Raw genomic sequence first — 14,197 nt, 5'->3', positions numbered from 1 at the left:
CCGCTACTCCCCGGTGCGGCCGTCGGTCAGCTCGCGGACGACGTCCAGGTGGCCGGCGTGGCGGGCGTACTCCTGGAGGACGTGGAAGAGGATCCAGCCCAGGGTGGGCAGCGGCGTCCCGTCGTCCGGGAAGCGGCCGCCCGGGGTGGCATGGGTGGCCAGCGGGGTGCCCGTGACCACCTTGCGGGTGTGCTCCCCGCCTGCGTGCAGGGCGGCGAGCAGCTCCTGGACGGTCTCCTCCGGGCCGACCCGCCAGCGGTCGTCCGGGCCGCGGTCGCCCCAGGGGGCGGCGAGCCGCTCGCCCTGGAAGGCCCAGCGGATCCAGCGCTGCTCCATGTGCGCCAGGTGCTTGAGCAGTTCCAGCGCGCTCCAGCCGGAGGGGAGCAGGGAGGCGCGCAGCTCCGCCTCCGGCAGGCCGGCGAACTTGGCGTCGACGGCGGACCGGTAGTAGTCCAGATAGCCGAGCAACAGCTCGGTGGGGTCGGAGAGTTGGGTGTCCGGCTCGGGCAGGTGATCGCTCATGGGCCGAGTCTGCCACCCCGGCCGGCCGGAAGGGGTGGCGGTCGGCCAGAGGAGGTGCGGTTCGGGCCAGGCCTTCGGGTTCGCCAGGTCGGTGTGGGCCGCGAACTCCTACTGTCAGTAGGGCCGTTGGCATCCGCACCGTGTGCACATCCGAGGTAGGGAGTCCCCGCCGTGCCGTCTCTCCTGCACTACGAGATCCTCACCGACCCGACGTCCCTCCAGGCGTCCTCCGACGGAAGGCCGTCCGTGGGGACGGTGTACGTGGTCGTCTCCAACACCCACCAGGAGGAAGTGGAGTGGCGGTACGTCGACCTGGCGATCCCGGTGGGCTCCGGCCCCGAGGACCTGACGGACGACCGCGCGGCGATCCGGCCGAGCGCCACCCCGAGCTGGAGCACGCCCTGGGACACGGAGGACCCGGCCTTCGCCTGGGACGAGGACGCCCGGGCCTTCCGCGCCCAGCACCCCACCAGGCCCGGCAGCAAGCAGGTCTTCCCCGGGCAGCAGTCGCTCGTCCTGAAGCTGGAGAACGTCCCCGTCACGGCGGGCGGCGGGCTGGTCCGGCTGACGCTCAGCGAGCGGACCGGCGGCGGGGACGGGTCGGCGGCCATGCCGACGGACGTCTTCGTCACCACGCTGGCGCTGGTCAAGCAGGCGCCGCGCACCCCGCGCAACTTCCGTCCCCGGCTGGCCCTCCTGCCGGAGGGCGCCCAGGTCGAGCTGGAGTGGGACGGGCCGAGCAACCTCGACTACTGGATCCGCTTCCCGGACGGGAAGACGGTGCCGGTCGCCCTCGGGGCGGCGGCCGGCCAGCCGGTCGTCGACCAGCCCTACCTCTGGCCCACCCCGGGAGCCGCGCCCGTCCCGGTGCCCAAGCGCGGCAGCACGTACACGCTGATCGCCGGGACCAGCCTCAACGGCCAGCCGCAGCAAGGGTACTTCCTCACCACCACGGTCCACGCGCTGGTCCCGGAGTTCGAGAGCGGCACGCGCACCCCGTGGATCGAGGGCGGCAAGGACCGGGGCCGGACCGTCTTCACGGCGGACGGCATCCGGGTCGACGACCGCTCCGGCGGCCGGGGGACGGTGTCGGCCGGGACGGTCGAGGCGCGGGACGTGCGCACCGGGACGGTCAAGGGGCTCACGACCGAATCGGGGTGGATCCGCTTCCCGGACTCCGGGATCGAGGTCCTGCACGGCCCGGGGGAGGACCGGGGCGTGGTGACCGCCGAGCAGATCTCGGTGGACGGCGTCGACACCCGGTGGGTCGGTGACCGCACGGCCGGCCATGGCTGGACCAGCTTCCCCGACACCGGGATCAACGTCCACCGCGACGGCGGCCAGGAGTCGGGCGTCCTCAGCGGGGACCGGGTCGAGGTGAACGGGGTCGACACCAAGTGGGTCGGCGACCGCACGGCCGGCCACGGCTGGGTCGACTTCCCGGGCGCCGGGATCAACGTCCGCAAGGACGGCGGCCAGGAGTGGGGCGTGGTCGCCGCCGACAAGGCCGACCTCAACGGGGTCAACACCAAGTGGGTGCAGGGCCGCGACAAGGCGGACGGCTGGATCGAGTTCCCCCGCTCCGGGATCAACGTCCGGCGGGACGGCGGGCAGGACTGGGGCACGGTCTCGGCGGGCGTGGCCGACCTCAACGAGCTGAAGACCGACGGCGCCGCGGTGAAGGGCCTGCTCACCGTCGGCGGCGGCATGAAGCTCAGCCACGAGGGCGAGCGGCTGTTCACGACCCTCCCCGACCGGATCCTCTTCCACGGCATCAACGAGTTCAAGCAGTGGGTCACCTTCGAACGCGGCATCGGCGCCAACTCGGGCAAGGGCGGCCTCTCGCTCACCAAGGAGTACGGCGTCCTGATCCGCGGCTGCGACGTCCAACTCCAGCAGGGCCGGCTCTCCGTCTCCACCGGCGAACCGCCCCAGGTCCGCTTCCTCTGACGCTTCCGCTGACGGTGGGCCTTCCGGTGAGGCCGCGTCGGCCGGGGTGCGCGGGCTGCGGCTTTCGCCGTTCGGAGGTCGGCGGCAGGCCGGACAAGCCATAGTGGTGGCAGGGGAGTTGACGGAGGGGGAGTTCTCATGGTGGATCAGGCGTACGTGCAGGCCGGGGACGTGACCGAACCGGCGATCGCGACGCTGCGGGACCGGCTCTCGCAGGCGATCGACGACACGGTGGCGGCCACGGCCCTCGACCGTGCCAAGGTGTGGCTGCAGATGCCGGTCGACTCCACGTTCTTCAACGGGATGCTGGACAGCCTCTGCGGCGAGCGCGCCAAGGACCTGGGCGAGCGCCTGAGCCCGGGCATCGGGGGGCTGTACAACCCCGCCGACCTGGCGGTGGCGCCGGACATCGCGGCGAAGTGGGAGGCGATCGGCGGCATCCTGCACGCCGACCGCGCGGTGACCCTCAAGGGTCCGACCTGGCACGTGGGCGGGGCCAAGAGCGGGTTCCTCACCAAGGACCGCTCCGGGTTCCACGTGATCGTGCTGCTGGCCACCGGGCAGGAGCCGGGCGGCCGCCGCTTCGTCCTGGCGCTCGACCCGGACGTCAGCGCCACGGTGGAGACCCAGAAGGCCTGGATCCCCTGGGCCGTCGGCGGCACCGTCGGGAGGGTGTCGGTGTACTCGGACGCGAAGTGCACCCAGGTCCTCAAGGCCATGGTCCTCGGCGGCTCGCCGGACGGCTTCGGCCCGTTGGTCCGCAAGTACTACGTCAACCCGGCGGAGGCCTTCCCCCCGGTCAAGCACGCCTGACCGCGGCCGGTCGGTCGGCCGGCCGCAGCGGGCCCCGGCCCTCGTTCAGCGGAAGTCGCGGCTGCGCAGGCCGGTGACGGAGAGGACGAGGGGGGTGAGGCGGGTGGCGACGAGGTTGATCGCGCCGTCGCGGCGTTCGGCGGTGCCGTGGACGAGGAGGCCGGCGCAGCCGAGGGCGACCCGGCGTTGCTGTTCCCAGACGTGGGGTTGGACGACGACGTTGACCAGGCCGGTCTCGTCCTCGAGGGAGACGAAGAGGACTCCGCCGGCGGTGGGAGGGCGTTGGCGGTGGGTGACCAGGCCGCCGACGCTCACCAGGGTGCCGTGGGCGGCGTCCTCCTTGAAGGCGGTGGCGGTGAGGGCGCCGCAGCGGTCCAGGTGGGGGCGGGCGTGCTGGACGGGGTGGGTGGTGGCGGAGGCGCCGGTGGCCCAGAGGTCGGCGATGGTCTCCTCGATCGCGGTCATCTCCGGGACCCCGGACGGGGCGGTGAGGGCGGGGGTGGTGCCGGGGAGCATGTCGTCGGTGGTGCGGGCCAGCAGCCCGGCGGACCAGAGGGCCTGACGGCGGGTCGCCCCGAGGCCGGCGAAGGCGCCGGCGGTGGCGAGGGTTTCGAGGGCGGGGGTGGGCAGGGCGGTGCGGCGGGCGAAGTCCTCCAGGCCGGTGTAGGGCTGCCCGGCGGTGATGGCGGCGGCCTGCTCCTCGCCGAGGCCCCGGACGGAGGCGAGGCCGAGCCGGATGGCGGGGCGTTCGGAGCCGGGGACGGGTTCCAGGGTGGGGCCGGGGTGGGAGTGGTTGACGTCGGCGGGCAGCACGGTGACGCCGTGCCGGCGGGCGTCGGCGATCAGGCTGAGCGGGGAGTAGAAGCCCATCGGCTGGTTGGCCAGCAGGGCGCAGGTGAAGGCCTCGGGGAACTTGAGCTTGAGCCAGGCGCTGGCGTAGACGAGCAGGGCGAATGACGCGGCGTGGGACTCGGGGAAGCCGTAGCCGGAGAAGGCGTCGATCTTGGTGTACACGTCCTCGGCCACCTCGCGCGGGATGTCGTTCGCGGCCATCCCGGTGAGCAGGCGCTCGCGGAGTTCGGCGACCCGTTGGTGGGAGCGTTTGGAGCCCATCGCCTGGCGCAGCAGGTCGGCCTCGGCGGGGGTGAACCCGGCGCAGTCGATGGCCAGTTGCATCATCTGCTCCTGGAACAGCGGGACGCCCAGGGTCTTGGTGAGGGCCCGCTCCATCAGGGGGTGCGGGATGGTGGCGGGCTCGTGGCCGTTGCGGCGGCGGATGTAGGGGTGGACCGAGCCGCCCTGGATCGGGCCCGGGCGGATCAGGGCGACCTGGACGACCAGGTCGTAGAACTTCGACGGGCGCATCCTCGGCAGGGCGCCGGCCTGGGCGCGGGACTCGACCTGGAAGACGCCGACGGTGTCGGCACGGGTGAGCATCTCGTAGACGGCCTCGTCGTCCGGCGGGATGGTGGACAGGTCGTAGCGCAGGCCGTGGTGACGCTCGATCAGGTCGCAGGCGTCGTGCAGGGCGGAGAGCATGCCGAGGCCGAGCAGGTCGATCTTCACCAGCCCGGCCTCCGCGCAGCCGTCCTTGTCCCACTGGAGCACGGAGCGGCCGGGCATGGTGGCCCACTCGGTGGGGCAGGTCTCGGCGATCGGGGCGTGGGTGAGGACCATGCCGCCGGAGTGGATGCCGAGGTGGCGGGGCAGGCCGCGCAGCCCGGCGGCCAACTCCCGGACGTCGTCCGGCACTCCGGAGTCGGCCGGGGGCATCTCGTACCAGCCGGTCGCACCGGCGAAGCGGTCGAGGTCGCCGGTGGCGTAGCCGAGGGCGCGGGCGGCGTCGCGGACGGCCAGGCGGGGCTGGTAGCTGATCACGTTGGCGACCTGGGCGGCGTGGTCGCGGCCGTAGGTGTCGTAGACGTACTGGATGACCTCCTCGCGGCGGCGGTGCTCGATGTCCAGGTCGATGTCGGGCGGACCGTCCCGCTCGGGGGAGAGGAAGCGCTCGAAGAGCAGGCCGTAGTGGATCGGGTCCACGCTGGTGATCCCCAGGGCGTAGCAGACGGCGGAGTTGGCGGCCGAGCCCCGGCCCTGGCACCAGATGTCGGCCCGGTGGGCGAAGGCCACGATGTCGTGGACGATCAGGAAGTACCCGGCGAGCTCCAACTCCTCGATCACGTCCAGCTCGTGGGCGACCTGCCGGTGGGCCTCGGCGTTGTCGGGGGCGAAGCGGCGGGCGGTGGCTTCGAGGGTGAGGCGGCGCAGCCAGCTGATCTCGGTCCGGCCGTCCGGGACGGGGAAGCTGGGCATCTGCGGCTGGAGGTCCTTGAAGTCGAAGGCGAGTTCGCGGGCGAGCTCCACGGTGGTCCGCTGGACGCCGGGCCAGGGGGCCAGGCGGTGGGCCATCTCGGCGGGGGAGCGCAGGTGGGCGGTGCCGGCCGCCGCCAGGTAGGCCTCGGCCTCGGCCAGCGAGCGGCCCTGGCGCAGGGCGGCCAGGGCCTGGGCGAGCCGGCCCTGGGAGGGGGAGGCGTGGTGGGCGGCGGTGGTGGCCACCAGGGTCAGGCCGGTGCGGGCGGCGAGTTCGGCGAGGGCGTCGTTGCGTTCGTCGTCGCCGGGCAGGTGGTGGTCGGTCAGCTCGACGAAGACGTTCGCGGGGCCGAACCGCTCGGCGAGGAGGCGGAGTTCGCGTTCGGCGGCGTCCGTGCCCTCGGTCTCCAGGGCGCGGCGGACGGCGCCCTTGCGGCAGCCGGTCAGCACCGCCCAGTGGCCCTCGTGCGCCTCCGTCAGGTGCGTGCGGTCGTACCGGGGGCGGCGTTTGGCGCCACCGGCCAGGTGGGCGTCGCCGATCACCTTGGCGAGGCGGCGGTAGCCCTCCACGCCCCGGGCCAGGACCAGCAGGTGCTCGCCGTCCTGGTCGGCGACGCCGGTCGGGGGGAGCGCGGCGTCCAGGGTCAGCTCCGCCCCGAAGACGGTGGCGAGGCCGGTGCGGCGGGCCTCGACGGCGAAGGCGGGCGCGGCGTAGAGGCCGTCGTGGTCGGTGACCGCGAGCGCCTCGATGCCCAACCTGGCCGCCTCGTCGACCAGTTCGGCCGGGTCGCTGGCGCCGTCGAGGAAGCTGTAGGTGGTGTGGACGTGCAGCTCGGCCCAGCCCGCGTCGGCGGGGGCGGTCGTGGTCGTCGCGGCCGGCTCGGGCGGTCGCACCGGTTCGGTGCCGGCCCCGGTCCCGGGGAAGGGGACGACCGTGCGGTCCTGAGGGAGAGAGCCCCGCATGGCGCGCTCCAGGTCGCGCCAGGGAGTCTTCGGGTGGTTGGTGAAGCCCATGAGCTGTGTCCGGTCGTACGGGGGAGAGGTGATCGGGGGTCAGGCGTCGTAGTCGCCTTCGAGGCGCCAGCGGCCGCCGGTGACGGCGAGCAGTAAGGCCCGTCCGTCGGCGAGGGTGACCTGCATCCGGGCGGTGCGCCGGGCCTCGTCCGGCGTCCACCAGCGCTCCTGCTCCGGCCACGGCCCCGCCCAGCCGGTCACCTCCACCGCACCGGTGCGCAGCACCAGGCGGGCCGGGGCACTGCGGGCCTCGGCCCGGGCGGTCACCTCGACCTCCCGCCCCTCGGCGTCCAGCAGCCTGATCGGCACCGGGGCGGGCGGCACCTCGGTCGGCGAGGGTGCGGGCAGCCGGCCCGGCCAGGGGCCGTCCGCGCGGCGCTCCTGGTGGGCGTCGCCCCAGGGGGTGCGCACCACCCGGTCGGCGGGGGCGCGGCCGCCGCTCAGCTCGACGGTGACCGGTGCGGTGTGGCCGAGGATCGCCTGCACCCGGGCCACCGCCCGCTCGATCCGCTCGGTGGCCTCCTGGTCCCCGTCGGCCAGCGACAGCTGACGGCCCGGATCGCGCACCAGGCCGTCCGGGACCAGCCGCAGCGCCACCACTCCGCCGGACGCCTCGGCGAACACCTGCCGCTGCTGCCACGCCTGCAACTGCCACCGGACCCGCTCGGCCACCGCACCGACGGACAGCAGGCCCTCGTGCCGCCAGGCCCGGGACGCACCCGTCCCGTCGGCGCACTCGACCTCGATCTCGACCCGCCCGCAGGCCAGCCCCGCACCGGCCAGCCCGGCGTGCAGGCGCTCGGCCAGCGACCGGGCCGCGAACACCAAGGGCTCCACCACCGTGAACGGCTGCTCGAAGCGCTGCTCCACCGTCAGCTCCACCCCGGGCGGGCGGGCCACCACCGGCCGGGCCTCCAGGCCCCAGGCCAGCCGGTGCGCGGCCAGGCCGGCGCGGCCGAAGCGGTCCGCGACGCCACCGGCCGACAGGGCGGCGAACTGACCGATCGTCAGGATGCCGAGCCGCCCCAGCAGATCGGCCAGCTTCGGCTCCGCCAGCTCCGAGGCCGGGATCCCCGCCAGGAACCGGGCGCTCTCCCCGTCCGGCACGACCCGTCCGGCCCGGGCCGCCAGCTGCGCCGCGAACAGGCCGTCGGCGATCCCGATCCGGCACTCGTGGCCGACCGCCTCGACCGCGTCGACCACCTTCTCCGCCAGGGTCTCCTCGCCGCCGTGGTACCGGGCCGCACCGGCGGCCGGCAGCGCCAGCAGCCCGGGGCGGACCACCTCCAGCCGGGCGGCCAGCACGGCCACCGCGTCCGCCACCGGCTCGAACAGCGCGGCCTCCGCGTCGGCCCGCCGCTCGTGCACCGCCAGGCCGGCCACCAACGACCGGGCGGAGCGCACCTTCTGACCCTGTCGCACACCGCCGCGCCGGGCGGCGGCGGAGGCGGCCAGCACCCGGCCGCGCTCGGTCACGACGACCAGCAGGTCCGGCCCCGGCTCCGCACCGAGGACGGCGACGACCGGCCAGTCCGGCACCCAGACGGCCAACACCCGTGGGGGAGCGGCCTCGTGGAGGGGGGTCGGTGCTTCCGCTGCGGCCTTCCGGGGCATCTCAGACCACCGCCAGCGGGCCGTGCGCCGTGCCGGGCACCGTGCCGGGGGGTGTGCCGGGCGTGCGGTGGTGGGCGGTGGACTGGTGGGCGGCGCCGGGGTGGGCGGTACCGGAGTCGCCGGGGCGGACGGTCCGGATCGAGCCCTCGCGGTCCGGTAGCCAGAGTTGGTGCTGCCGTTCGCGCGCCGCGGCCCCGCGGCCACTGGCCTCCACCACCAGGCGGCGGGCCCGCAGACGGCCGCGGCCCTGGCCGACGCCCTCCCAGGAGCGGGCGGCCACCCGCAGCCGGACCCGGGCACCCGGCCACTCGCCGGACACCACCAGCGCGCAGCCACCGCGCCTGGCCACCGTGGTCAGCTGCTCCGCGACCCGGGGCTGCACCCGGCCGGACGGGCGCAGCAGCAGCACGCCGACGCCGTCGGCCAGCGCCGTCGCGACCCGGGCCCACTGGTCGCCGGCCTCTCCGACCACCACCAGGCGCGACAGGTCGACGCCGAGCTCGGCCGCCGCGAGCAGGCCGAGGCCCTCGATGCCGACCGCCGCGCACCAGGTGCCGGCGGTCGAGGCGGCGGCCGCCAGTGCCAGCAGCAGCGCGGTGCCGCCGCCGGTCACCGAGACCACCGCGCCGGGGCGCAGGCCGCGCTCCGGCAGCAGGCCCTCGAGCGCGGGCAGCACCGGGACCAGCTGCCCCGGACGGGACAGCTGGAGCCGGGGTGCCAGAGCGGCCAGGGATGCCTCCACAGCACCCACTGTCGAACAAACGAACGAAAAAGGGAAGCCGGGGTTCGACTTTCCCCGAATCGGTCACCCGTTCGATATGGTGCTATCACTGCAGGTCATGGAGGTGGCCTGATCGCCGTGGTGGATCGCCGTTGTTGATAGGCCTACGCCCCGGCGACCAGCATCCCGCCCATCGCCAGCATGGTCGCCGCGACCAGCCCGTCCAGCACTCGCCAGGCCTTCGGCCGGGACAGGGCGCCGCTCAGCAGGCGGGCGCCGAAGCCCAGGCCGGCGAACCAGCACAGGCTGGCCAGCGCCGCGCCGGTGCCGAAGGCCCAGCGCAGGTCGCCCCGGTCGGAGGCGAGCGAACCCAGCAGGAGGACGGTGTCGAGGTACACGTGCGGGTTCAGCCAGGTCAGTGCCAGGCAGGTCAGGACCGCGCGCCGGACGGACCTCGCGTCCGGTCCCCCGCCGGTGAGAGCGGCCGTCGGATCGGGGCGCAGTACCCGCCGGGCGGCCAGGAGGCCGTAGCAGAGCAGGAACGCCCCGCCCACCAGGCCCACCGCGCTCAGTGCTGCGGGCCAGGCCGCGACCACCGTGCCCACCCCCGTCACGCCGAGCGCGATCAGCACCGCGTCCGAGACGGCGCAGATGGCGACCACCGCGAGGACGGCCTGTCGACGGGCGCCTTGGCGCAGGACGAAGGCGTTCTGGGCTCCGATGGCCACGATGAGGGAGAGCCCGGTGCCGAAGCCGGCGGCTGCGGCGGTGATGGTGCTGGCGTTCATGGCTTCGACCGTATGGATCACGTAAGGATGAGTACAGCTAAAGATTCTTAGGTAACCTCAGCCGTGCTTATGAACGAGCTTCCCCTGGACCAGGTCCGGACCCTGCTCGCGGTGGTCGACGAGGGCACCTTCGACGCCGCGGCCGCCGTCCTGCACGTGACCCCCTCCGCCGTCAGCCAGCGCGTCAAGGCCCTGGAGCAGCGCACCGGGCGGGTCCTGCTCCTGCGCACCAAGCCGGTGCGGCTCACCGAGTCCGGCGAGGTGCTGGTCCGGTTCGCCCGCCAGGTGGCCCGCCTGGAGCGGGACGCCCGGGCCGACCTGGGCCTGGCGGCCGAGCAGGGGCCGGCCCGGGTCCCGATCGCGGTCAACGCCGACTCCCTCGCGACCTGGTTCCTGCCCGCGCTCACCAGGGTGCCGCAGGACCCGCCGATCTGCTTCGAGCTCCACCGGGAGGACGAGTCCCACACCACCGCCCTGCTGCGGGAGGGCCAGGTGATGGCCGCCGTCACCTCCTCGCCCGATCCGGTGGCCGGCTGCACCGTGCGGCGGCTCGGGCTGGCCCGCTACCTGGCCGTTGCCGCACCGGAGTTCACGGCCCGTCACCTCACCGGGGACCTGGCCGAGGACCTGCGCGAAGCCCCGACCGTGGTCTTCGACCGGCGCGACGAGCTCCAGGACGAGTTCGTCCGCTCCCTCACCGGGGGCCGGTCGGGCGCCGGGCGGACCCGCCACCTGGTGCCCGCCTCGGACGGGTTCCGGGACGCGGTGGCCGCCGGCTTCGGCTGGGGGCTGGTGCCCGAGTCGCAGGCCGAGCCGCTGCTGCGGGCCGGGCGGCTGGTGGAGCTGGCGCCCGCCCGGCCCATGGACGTTCCCCTGTACTGGCAGCAGTGGAAGCTGGATTCGCCCGCCCTGTCCACGGTCGCCGAGGTCGTCGTGAGGGCCGCTGCCGAGGCCCTGTTGGCCTGATCCACCTGCCGGCGGCAGGCCGGGCAGCAGGATTCAGGCCGTGCGGTGTTCGGTGGGGCTGATGCCGTGGACGCGCTTGAAGGCCGTGCTCAGGGCGAAGGGGGTGGAGTAGCCGACCTGGTGGGCGACGGCGGCGAGGGTGGTGGCGGGGTCGTGGAGGAGGTCGGCGGCCAGGGCGAGGCGGCGGGTGGTGAGGTAGGCCATCGGGGGTTCGCCGACCAGGTCGGTGAAGCGCCGGGCCAGGGCGGCGCGGGAGACGCCGACGGTGGTGGCCAGCTCGGCGACCGTCCAGGGGCGGGCCAGGTCGGAGTGGAGCAGGCGGAGGGCCCGGCCGACCACGGGGTCGGTGTGGGCGCGGTACCAGGGCGGGGCGTCCGAGTCGGGGCGGTCGAACCAGGCGCGCAGGGTGGTGATCAGCAGGAGGTCCAGCAGCCGGTCCAGGACGGCGTCCTGCCCGGGGCGGTCCAGGCCGATCTCCTCGCCGAGCAGGGCGGTCAGGGGTGAGTCCAGGGGGAGGGAGAGCAGCGGCGGGAGGGCGTCGAGCAGGCTGCGGCTGACCTCGCCGCGCAGCTGGTACGTGCCGCAGATCAGGACGGTGGGCCCGTCCGGGGCGTCGCCCCAGGTACGGACGCCCTGGTCGAGCTCGGCGCAGAGCGGCTCGCCGTCGAGGGTGGTGGAGGTCTGGTCGGGGTGGACCACCACGGTGGGCGCGGTGTCGGGGGAGTCGGCGACGGTGTACGGGGCCGGGCCGCGCGTCACCGCCACGTCGCCGGGGGCGAGTCGGACGGGGGCACCGCTCCCCGGGTCGGGGACCACCCAGGCGGTGCCGGTGATCGGGATCAGCAGGGTGAGCGGGGCCCGGTCCTCGATCCGGATCGACCAGGGCGGGGTGAACACGGAGCGGAGGAAGAAGGCGCCCCGGGCCCGGGGGCCGGCGAGCAGACCGGCGAGTGCGTCCATGGGCGCCGAGTGTAGACGCGTGCGTATGGACGGGAGTCGGACGACCATGGTGCCGGAGGGGCGGAGGCGGTTGACTGGTCATCAGAAAGACACGGTGGAACGCGAGATGTAGGGGGAAACGGAAGATGGCTTGGTTCAGAACCGCGGTGCTGCTGGCGGCTACGGTGACGATGGGGCTGAGTGCGGGGCTGTTCTTCTCCTACACCGTCTCGGTCATGCCGGGGCTGGCGAAGGCGGACGACCGGACCTTCGTGGAGACCATGCAGCGGATCAACGTGGCCATTCTGAACGGGTGGTTCATGACGGTCTTCATGGGGGCGTTGGTGCTGGCGCTGGCGGTGGTGGCGCTGCACCTGGGGGCCGGCCACCGGGGTCCGCTGCCCTGGCTGGTGGCGGCGGCGGTGCTGTACACCGTGCTGGTGGTGGTCACGGGCGCGGTCAACGTGCCGCTCAACGACCAGCTGGCGGCGGCCGGTTCGCTCGACCACATCCCGGACCTGGCCGCGGTACGGGAGAAGTTCGAGACGACCTGGGTGACGTGGAACACCGTGCGGACGGTGGCGGGCACGGCCGGGTTCGGCTGCCTGGTGACCGCGCTGGTGCTGGGCGGGCGCAGCGCGGGCTGAGTCTGCGGGGCGGGGCGGCGCGGGGGAGGGGTCAGAAGACGGGGGAGGTCGCGGCGCGCAGCTGGCAACGGTTGCCGAAGGTCCGCGACCACTTGACCGGGGACCCCTCCCAGACGCCTTCGGCGGTAGCGGCGACGGGGGAGTAGAGGGCCGTGCAGAGCGTGCCGACGGCTCCGCGCAGCCGGTCCGGATCGCCGCCCGCCGCCGCCAGTGCCGTGCAGGCGGCGTCGGGGGCGGGGTGGGTGCCGCTGGGGCTGGCGGAGCAGTCGAGCGTGGTGCGGTCCTCGGGGGTGGAGGAGACGGTGTCGCCCTCACTGACCGTCAGGACCAGGGTGGAGTTGGCCGGTTGCGGGGCGAGGGGGCGGGCTTCGGCGGGGATGACGGCCGGTGCGGAGCAGCAGGCGGCGGCCAGGGCGAGGGCGACGGGGAGCAGGCGGGGAGGGGTCATGGCGACCAGCCTGGCCACGGGCGCCCGGACGCGCCAAACCACTGTCCCCCACAGGGGTGAGGTCCGACTCGTTCGGGCGACCGGGGGTGCAGCGTGGGGCCTGACGCGTTCGGTTGACCCGGGGACCGCGCGGGGCTGCTGGGTGACGGGTTGTCAGCCGGCTCGGGACGGCGGGTCGGTGATGGCGGTGATCCGCAGGTCGGGGAGGTGGACGGTGAAGACGACCTCGCGGGAGCCGCCCTCGTACCAGGTCTCGGTGAGGGAGATCGTGCGGGATCCGGGCCGGCCGGCTGTCGGCGGGGCCTCGTGCAGGGACCAGCTGCGCGGGATGTTCCGCTCCCGGAAGACCGGGTCGGCTCCGCCGTGGGTGGCGGACCAGGTCTCCAACTCCGCGTTCAGCGGCGGGGAGAGCGTCCTGGCGCGGATCTCGTCCGGGTACTCCTCGATCTCGCCGAGGGCGGCGAGGCGGTACTCGGCGAAGAAGGAGTCCACCTCGCCGAGCGGCGTCCGGGGCGCGGACGCCGCCGTGGCGGGCGGGGTGGCGGCGAGCGGGAGGAGGAGGGCGGTGGCGGCGGCGAGTGCGAAGTATTTCCTCATGGCAAAGACTTCACCATGAATTGGTAAAACATGAAATCGCTCGCCGGAGTGAATTGACGGCCGGTCAGTTCTGCTGCGGTGCGGGCCGACCGGCCCCCGGGGTCCCGGCGAAGGCCTGGGCGATCGGCAGCCAGGCCTCGGCCACCGGCCCCGCCACCCGCAGGGCGAGCTCGTCGCGGTGGCGTCGTTGGGTGACCAGCAGACAGAAGTCCAGGGCCGGTCCGCGCACCGAGTCGGCGGCCTCGGCCGGGCCCCAGGTCCACGGTTCGCCGGAGGGCGCGGTCAGCTCCACCCGGACCGGTGCCTCCGGGGCGGGCAGGCCGTGCAGGACGAACGCGAAGCCCATGGTCCGCACCCCGAGGTGGGCCACGTGCCGCAGCCGGGCGGTCGGTTCCCGGACCACGCCGAGGGCGTCGGCCACGTCCTGGCCGTGTGCCCAGGTCTCCATCAGCCGGGCGGTGGCCATCGTGGGTGCCTTCATCGGCGGCCCGAACCAAGGGAGTTGACGCCCCGAGGCGGCGGCCTCCGCGAGCGCCTCGGCCAGCTCGGCCCGGCCGGCCCGCCAGCGGGCCAGCAGCTCGGCGGGCTCCTCGCCGACGCCTTCGGCCGCCCCGGCCTCCACCGGGTCGTCGCCGGTGGCCAGCAGGTCGGTGAAGCGGGCCTGGAACTCCTCGGCCCCCTCCCGGCAGGCCAGCAGCGACCACCGGTCGGTCCAGGCGAGGTGGGAGATCTGGTGCGCGACGGTCCACCCCTCGGCGGGGGTCGGGGTCGCGAAACCGGCGGCGTCCAGCGGGGCGACGAGGGCGTCCAGCGACTCGGTCTCGTCACGCAGGTCGTCCAACAGGGCGGTGGCATCGGCCACGGGATG

At 74.5% G+C, this 14,197-nt stretch carries 13 protein-coding genes; 4 read left to right on the top strand and 9 right to left on the bottom strand.

The annotated features are described in order from the left end of the window. Positions 1 to 3: 3 nt before the first annotated feature. A complete protein-coding gene (locus tag ACWCYY_RS28810; protein WP_345286687.1) occupies positions 4 to 522 on the bottom strand; it encodes a DinB family protein in 519 nt (172 codons plus the stop codon). Between the two features lie 171 nt (positions 523 to 693). Between ACWCYY_RS28810 and ACWCYY_RS28805 the strand changes: the two genes are divergently transcribed. After that, the gene (locus ACWCYY_RS28805) at positions 694 to 2,472 is read left to right on the top strand and encodes a hypothetical protein (RefSeq protein WP_449797693.1); all 1,779 of its coding nucleotides are present in this window, start codon (positions 694 to 696) and stop codon (positions 2,470 to 2,472) included. Positions 2,473 to 2,610: 138 nt separating this feature from the next. Then, positions 2,611 to 3,285 carry a hypothetical protein gene (locus tag ACWCYY_RS28800; protein ID WP_380150077.1) on the top strand — a complete coding sequence of 225 codons (675 nt, stop codon included), beginning with the start codon at positions 2,611 to 2,613 and terminating at the stop codon, positions 3,283 to 3,285. A 45-nt stretch (positions 3,286 to 3,330) separates the two neighbouring features. On the opposite strand, the gene ACWCYY_RS28795 is transcribed toward ACWCYY_RS28800, so the two are convergent. The 4 genes from ACWCYY_RS28795 to ACWCYY_RS28780 all read right to left on the bottom strand — a co-directional run bounded on the left by ACWCYY_RS28795 (position 3,331) and on the right by ACWCYY_RS28780 (position 9,732). Continuing rightward, a complete protein-coding gene (locus tag ACWCYY_RS28795; RefSeq protein WP_449797692.1) occupies positions 3,331 to 6,609 on the bottom strand; it encodes an error-prone DNA polymerase in 3,279 nt (1,092 codons plus the stop codon). Between the two features lie 39 nt (positions 6,610 to 6,648). Further along, a complete protein-coding gene (locus ACWCYY_RS28790) occupies positions 6,649 to 8,223 on the bottom strand; it encodes a DNA polymerase Y family protein (RefSeq protein WP_449797691.1) in 1,575 nt (524 codons plus the stop codon). Between the two features lies 1 nt (position 8,224). Further along, positions 8,225 to 8,965 carry a hypothetical protein gene (locus ACWCYY_RS28785; RefSeq protein WP_449797690.1) on the bottom strand — a complete coding sequence of 247 codons (741 nt, stop codon included), beginning with the start codon at positions 8,963 to 8,965 and terminating at the stop codon, positions 8,225 to 8,227. 143 nt (positions 8,966 to 9,108) lie between these two features. After that, on the bottom strand, positions 9,109 to 9,732 hold the full coding sequence (locus ACWCYY_RS28780; RefSeq protein WP_380150081.1) for a LysE/ArgO family amino acid transporter: 624 nt from the start codon (positions 9,730 to 9,732) through the stop codon (positions 9,109 to 9,111). Positions 9,733 to 9,801: 69 nt separating this feature from the next. On the opposite strand from ACWCYY_RS28780, the gene ACWCYY_RS28775 reads away from it, so the two are divergent. After that, the gene (locus ACWCYY_RS28775) at positions 9,802 to 10,698 is read left to right on the top strand and encodes a LysR family transcriptional regulator ArgP (RefSeq protein WP_380150082.1); all 897 of its coding nucleotides are present in this window, start codon (positions 9,802 to 9,804) and stop codon (positions 10,696 to 10,698) included. A gap of 33 nt (positions 10,699 to 10,731) precedes the next feature. Here the strand turns inward: ACWCYY_RS28775 and ACWCYY_RS28770 are convergent, their stop codons facing one another. Then, positions 10,732 to 11,658, bottom strand: a complete 927-nt coding sequence (locus ACWCYY_RS28770; RefSeq protein ID WP_449797689.1) for an AraC family transcriptional regulator — start codon at positions 11,656 to 11,658, stop codon at positions 10,732 to 10,734. Between the two features lie 125 nt (positions 11,659 to 11,783). Here ACWCYY_RS28770 and ACWCYY_RS28765 point away from each other — a divergent pair, with 125 nt between their 5' ends. Beyond that, complete coding sequence (locus ACWCYY_RS28765) at positions 11,784 to 12,284, top strand: anthrone oxygenase family protein (protein ID WP_449797688.1); 501 nt, start codon at positions 11,784 to 11,786, stop codon at positions 12,282 to 12,284. A 31-nt stretch (positions 12,285 to 12,315) separates the two neighbouring features. Here ACWCYY_RS28765 and ACWCYY_RS28760 read toward each other — a convergent pair whose 3' ends face one another. The 3 genes from ACWCYY_RS28760 to ACWCYY_RS28750 form a co-directional block, all read right to left on the bottom strand. Beyond that, positions 12,316 to 12,732: an SSI family serine proteinase inhibitor gene (locus tag ACWCYY_RS28760; RefSeq protein WP_380150085.1), complete on the bottom strand. Its 417-nt coding sequence runs from the start codon at positions 12,730 to 12,732 to the stop codon at positions 12,316 to 12,318. A 153-nt stretch (positions 12,733 to 12,885) separates the two neighbouring features. Further along, a complete protein-coding gene (locus ACWCYY_RS28755; protein WP_449797687.1) occupies positions 12,886 to 13,329 on the bottom strand; it encodes a hypothetical protein in 444 nt (147 codons plus the stop codon). Between the two features lie 64 nt (positions 13,330 to 13,393). After that, positions 13,394 to 14,191 (bottom strand): TIGR03084 family metal-binding protein, encoded by a 798-nt coding sequence (locus ACWCYY_RS28750; protein ID WP_449797686.1) that lies wholly within the window; start codon positions 14,189 to 14,191, stop codon positions 13,394 to 13,396. Between the last annotated feature and the right edge of the window lie 6 nt (positions 14,192 to 14,197).

The organism is Kitasatospora sp. NPDC001664 (assembly GCF_053596675.1).
This window is presented reverse-complemented; position numbering and strand designations above follow the sequence as displayed.

Excerpts from the sequence above, each read along its gene's own strand:
- ACWCYY_RS28800 (WP_380150077.1), top strand. The coding sequence starts at position 2,611 with ATGGTGGATCAGGCGTACGTGCAGGCCGGGGACGTGACCGAACCGGCG.
- ACWCYY_RS28770 (WP_449797689.1), bottom strand. The coding sequence starts at position 11,658 with ATGGACGCACTCGCCGGTCTGCTCGCCGGCCCCCGGGCCCGGGGCGCC.
- ACWCYY_RS28755 (WP_449797687.1), bottom strand. The coding sequence starts at position 13,329 with ATGAGGAAATACTTCGCACTCGCCGCCGCCACCGCCCTCCTCCTCCCG.
- ACWCYY_RS28775 (WP_380150082.1), top strand. The coding sequence starts at position 9,802 with ATGAACGAGCTTCCCCTGGACCAGGTCCGGACCCTGCTCGCGGTGGTC.
- ACWCYY_RS28765 (WP_449797688.1), top strand. The coding sequence starts at position 11,784 with ATGGCTTGGTTCAGAACCGCGGTGCTGCTGGCGGCTACGGTGACGATG.
- ACWCYY_RS28790 (WP_449797691.1), bottom strand. The coding sequence starts at position 8,223 with ATGCCCCGGAAGGCCGCAGCGGAAGCACCGACCCCCCTCCACGAGGCC.
- ACWCYY_RS28760 (WP_380150085.1), bottom strand. The coding sequence starts at position 12,732 with ATGACCCCTCCCCGCCTGCTCCCCGTCGCCCTCGCCCTGGCCGCCGCC.
- ACWCYY_RS28810 (WP_345286687.1), bottom strand. The coding sequence starts at position 522 with ATGAGCGATCACCTGCCCGAGCCGGACACCCAACTCTCCGACCCCACC.
- ACWCYY_RS28795 (WP_449797692.1), bottom strand. The coding sequence starts at position 6,609 with ATGGGCTTCACCAACCACCCGAAGACTCCCTGGCGCGACCTGGAGCGC.
- ACWCYY_RS28780 (WP_380150081.1), bottom strand. The coding sequence starts at position 9,732 with ATGAACGCCAGCACCATCACCGCCGCAGCCGCCGGCTTCGGCACCGGG.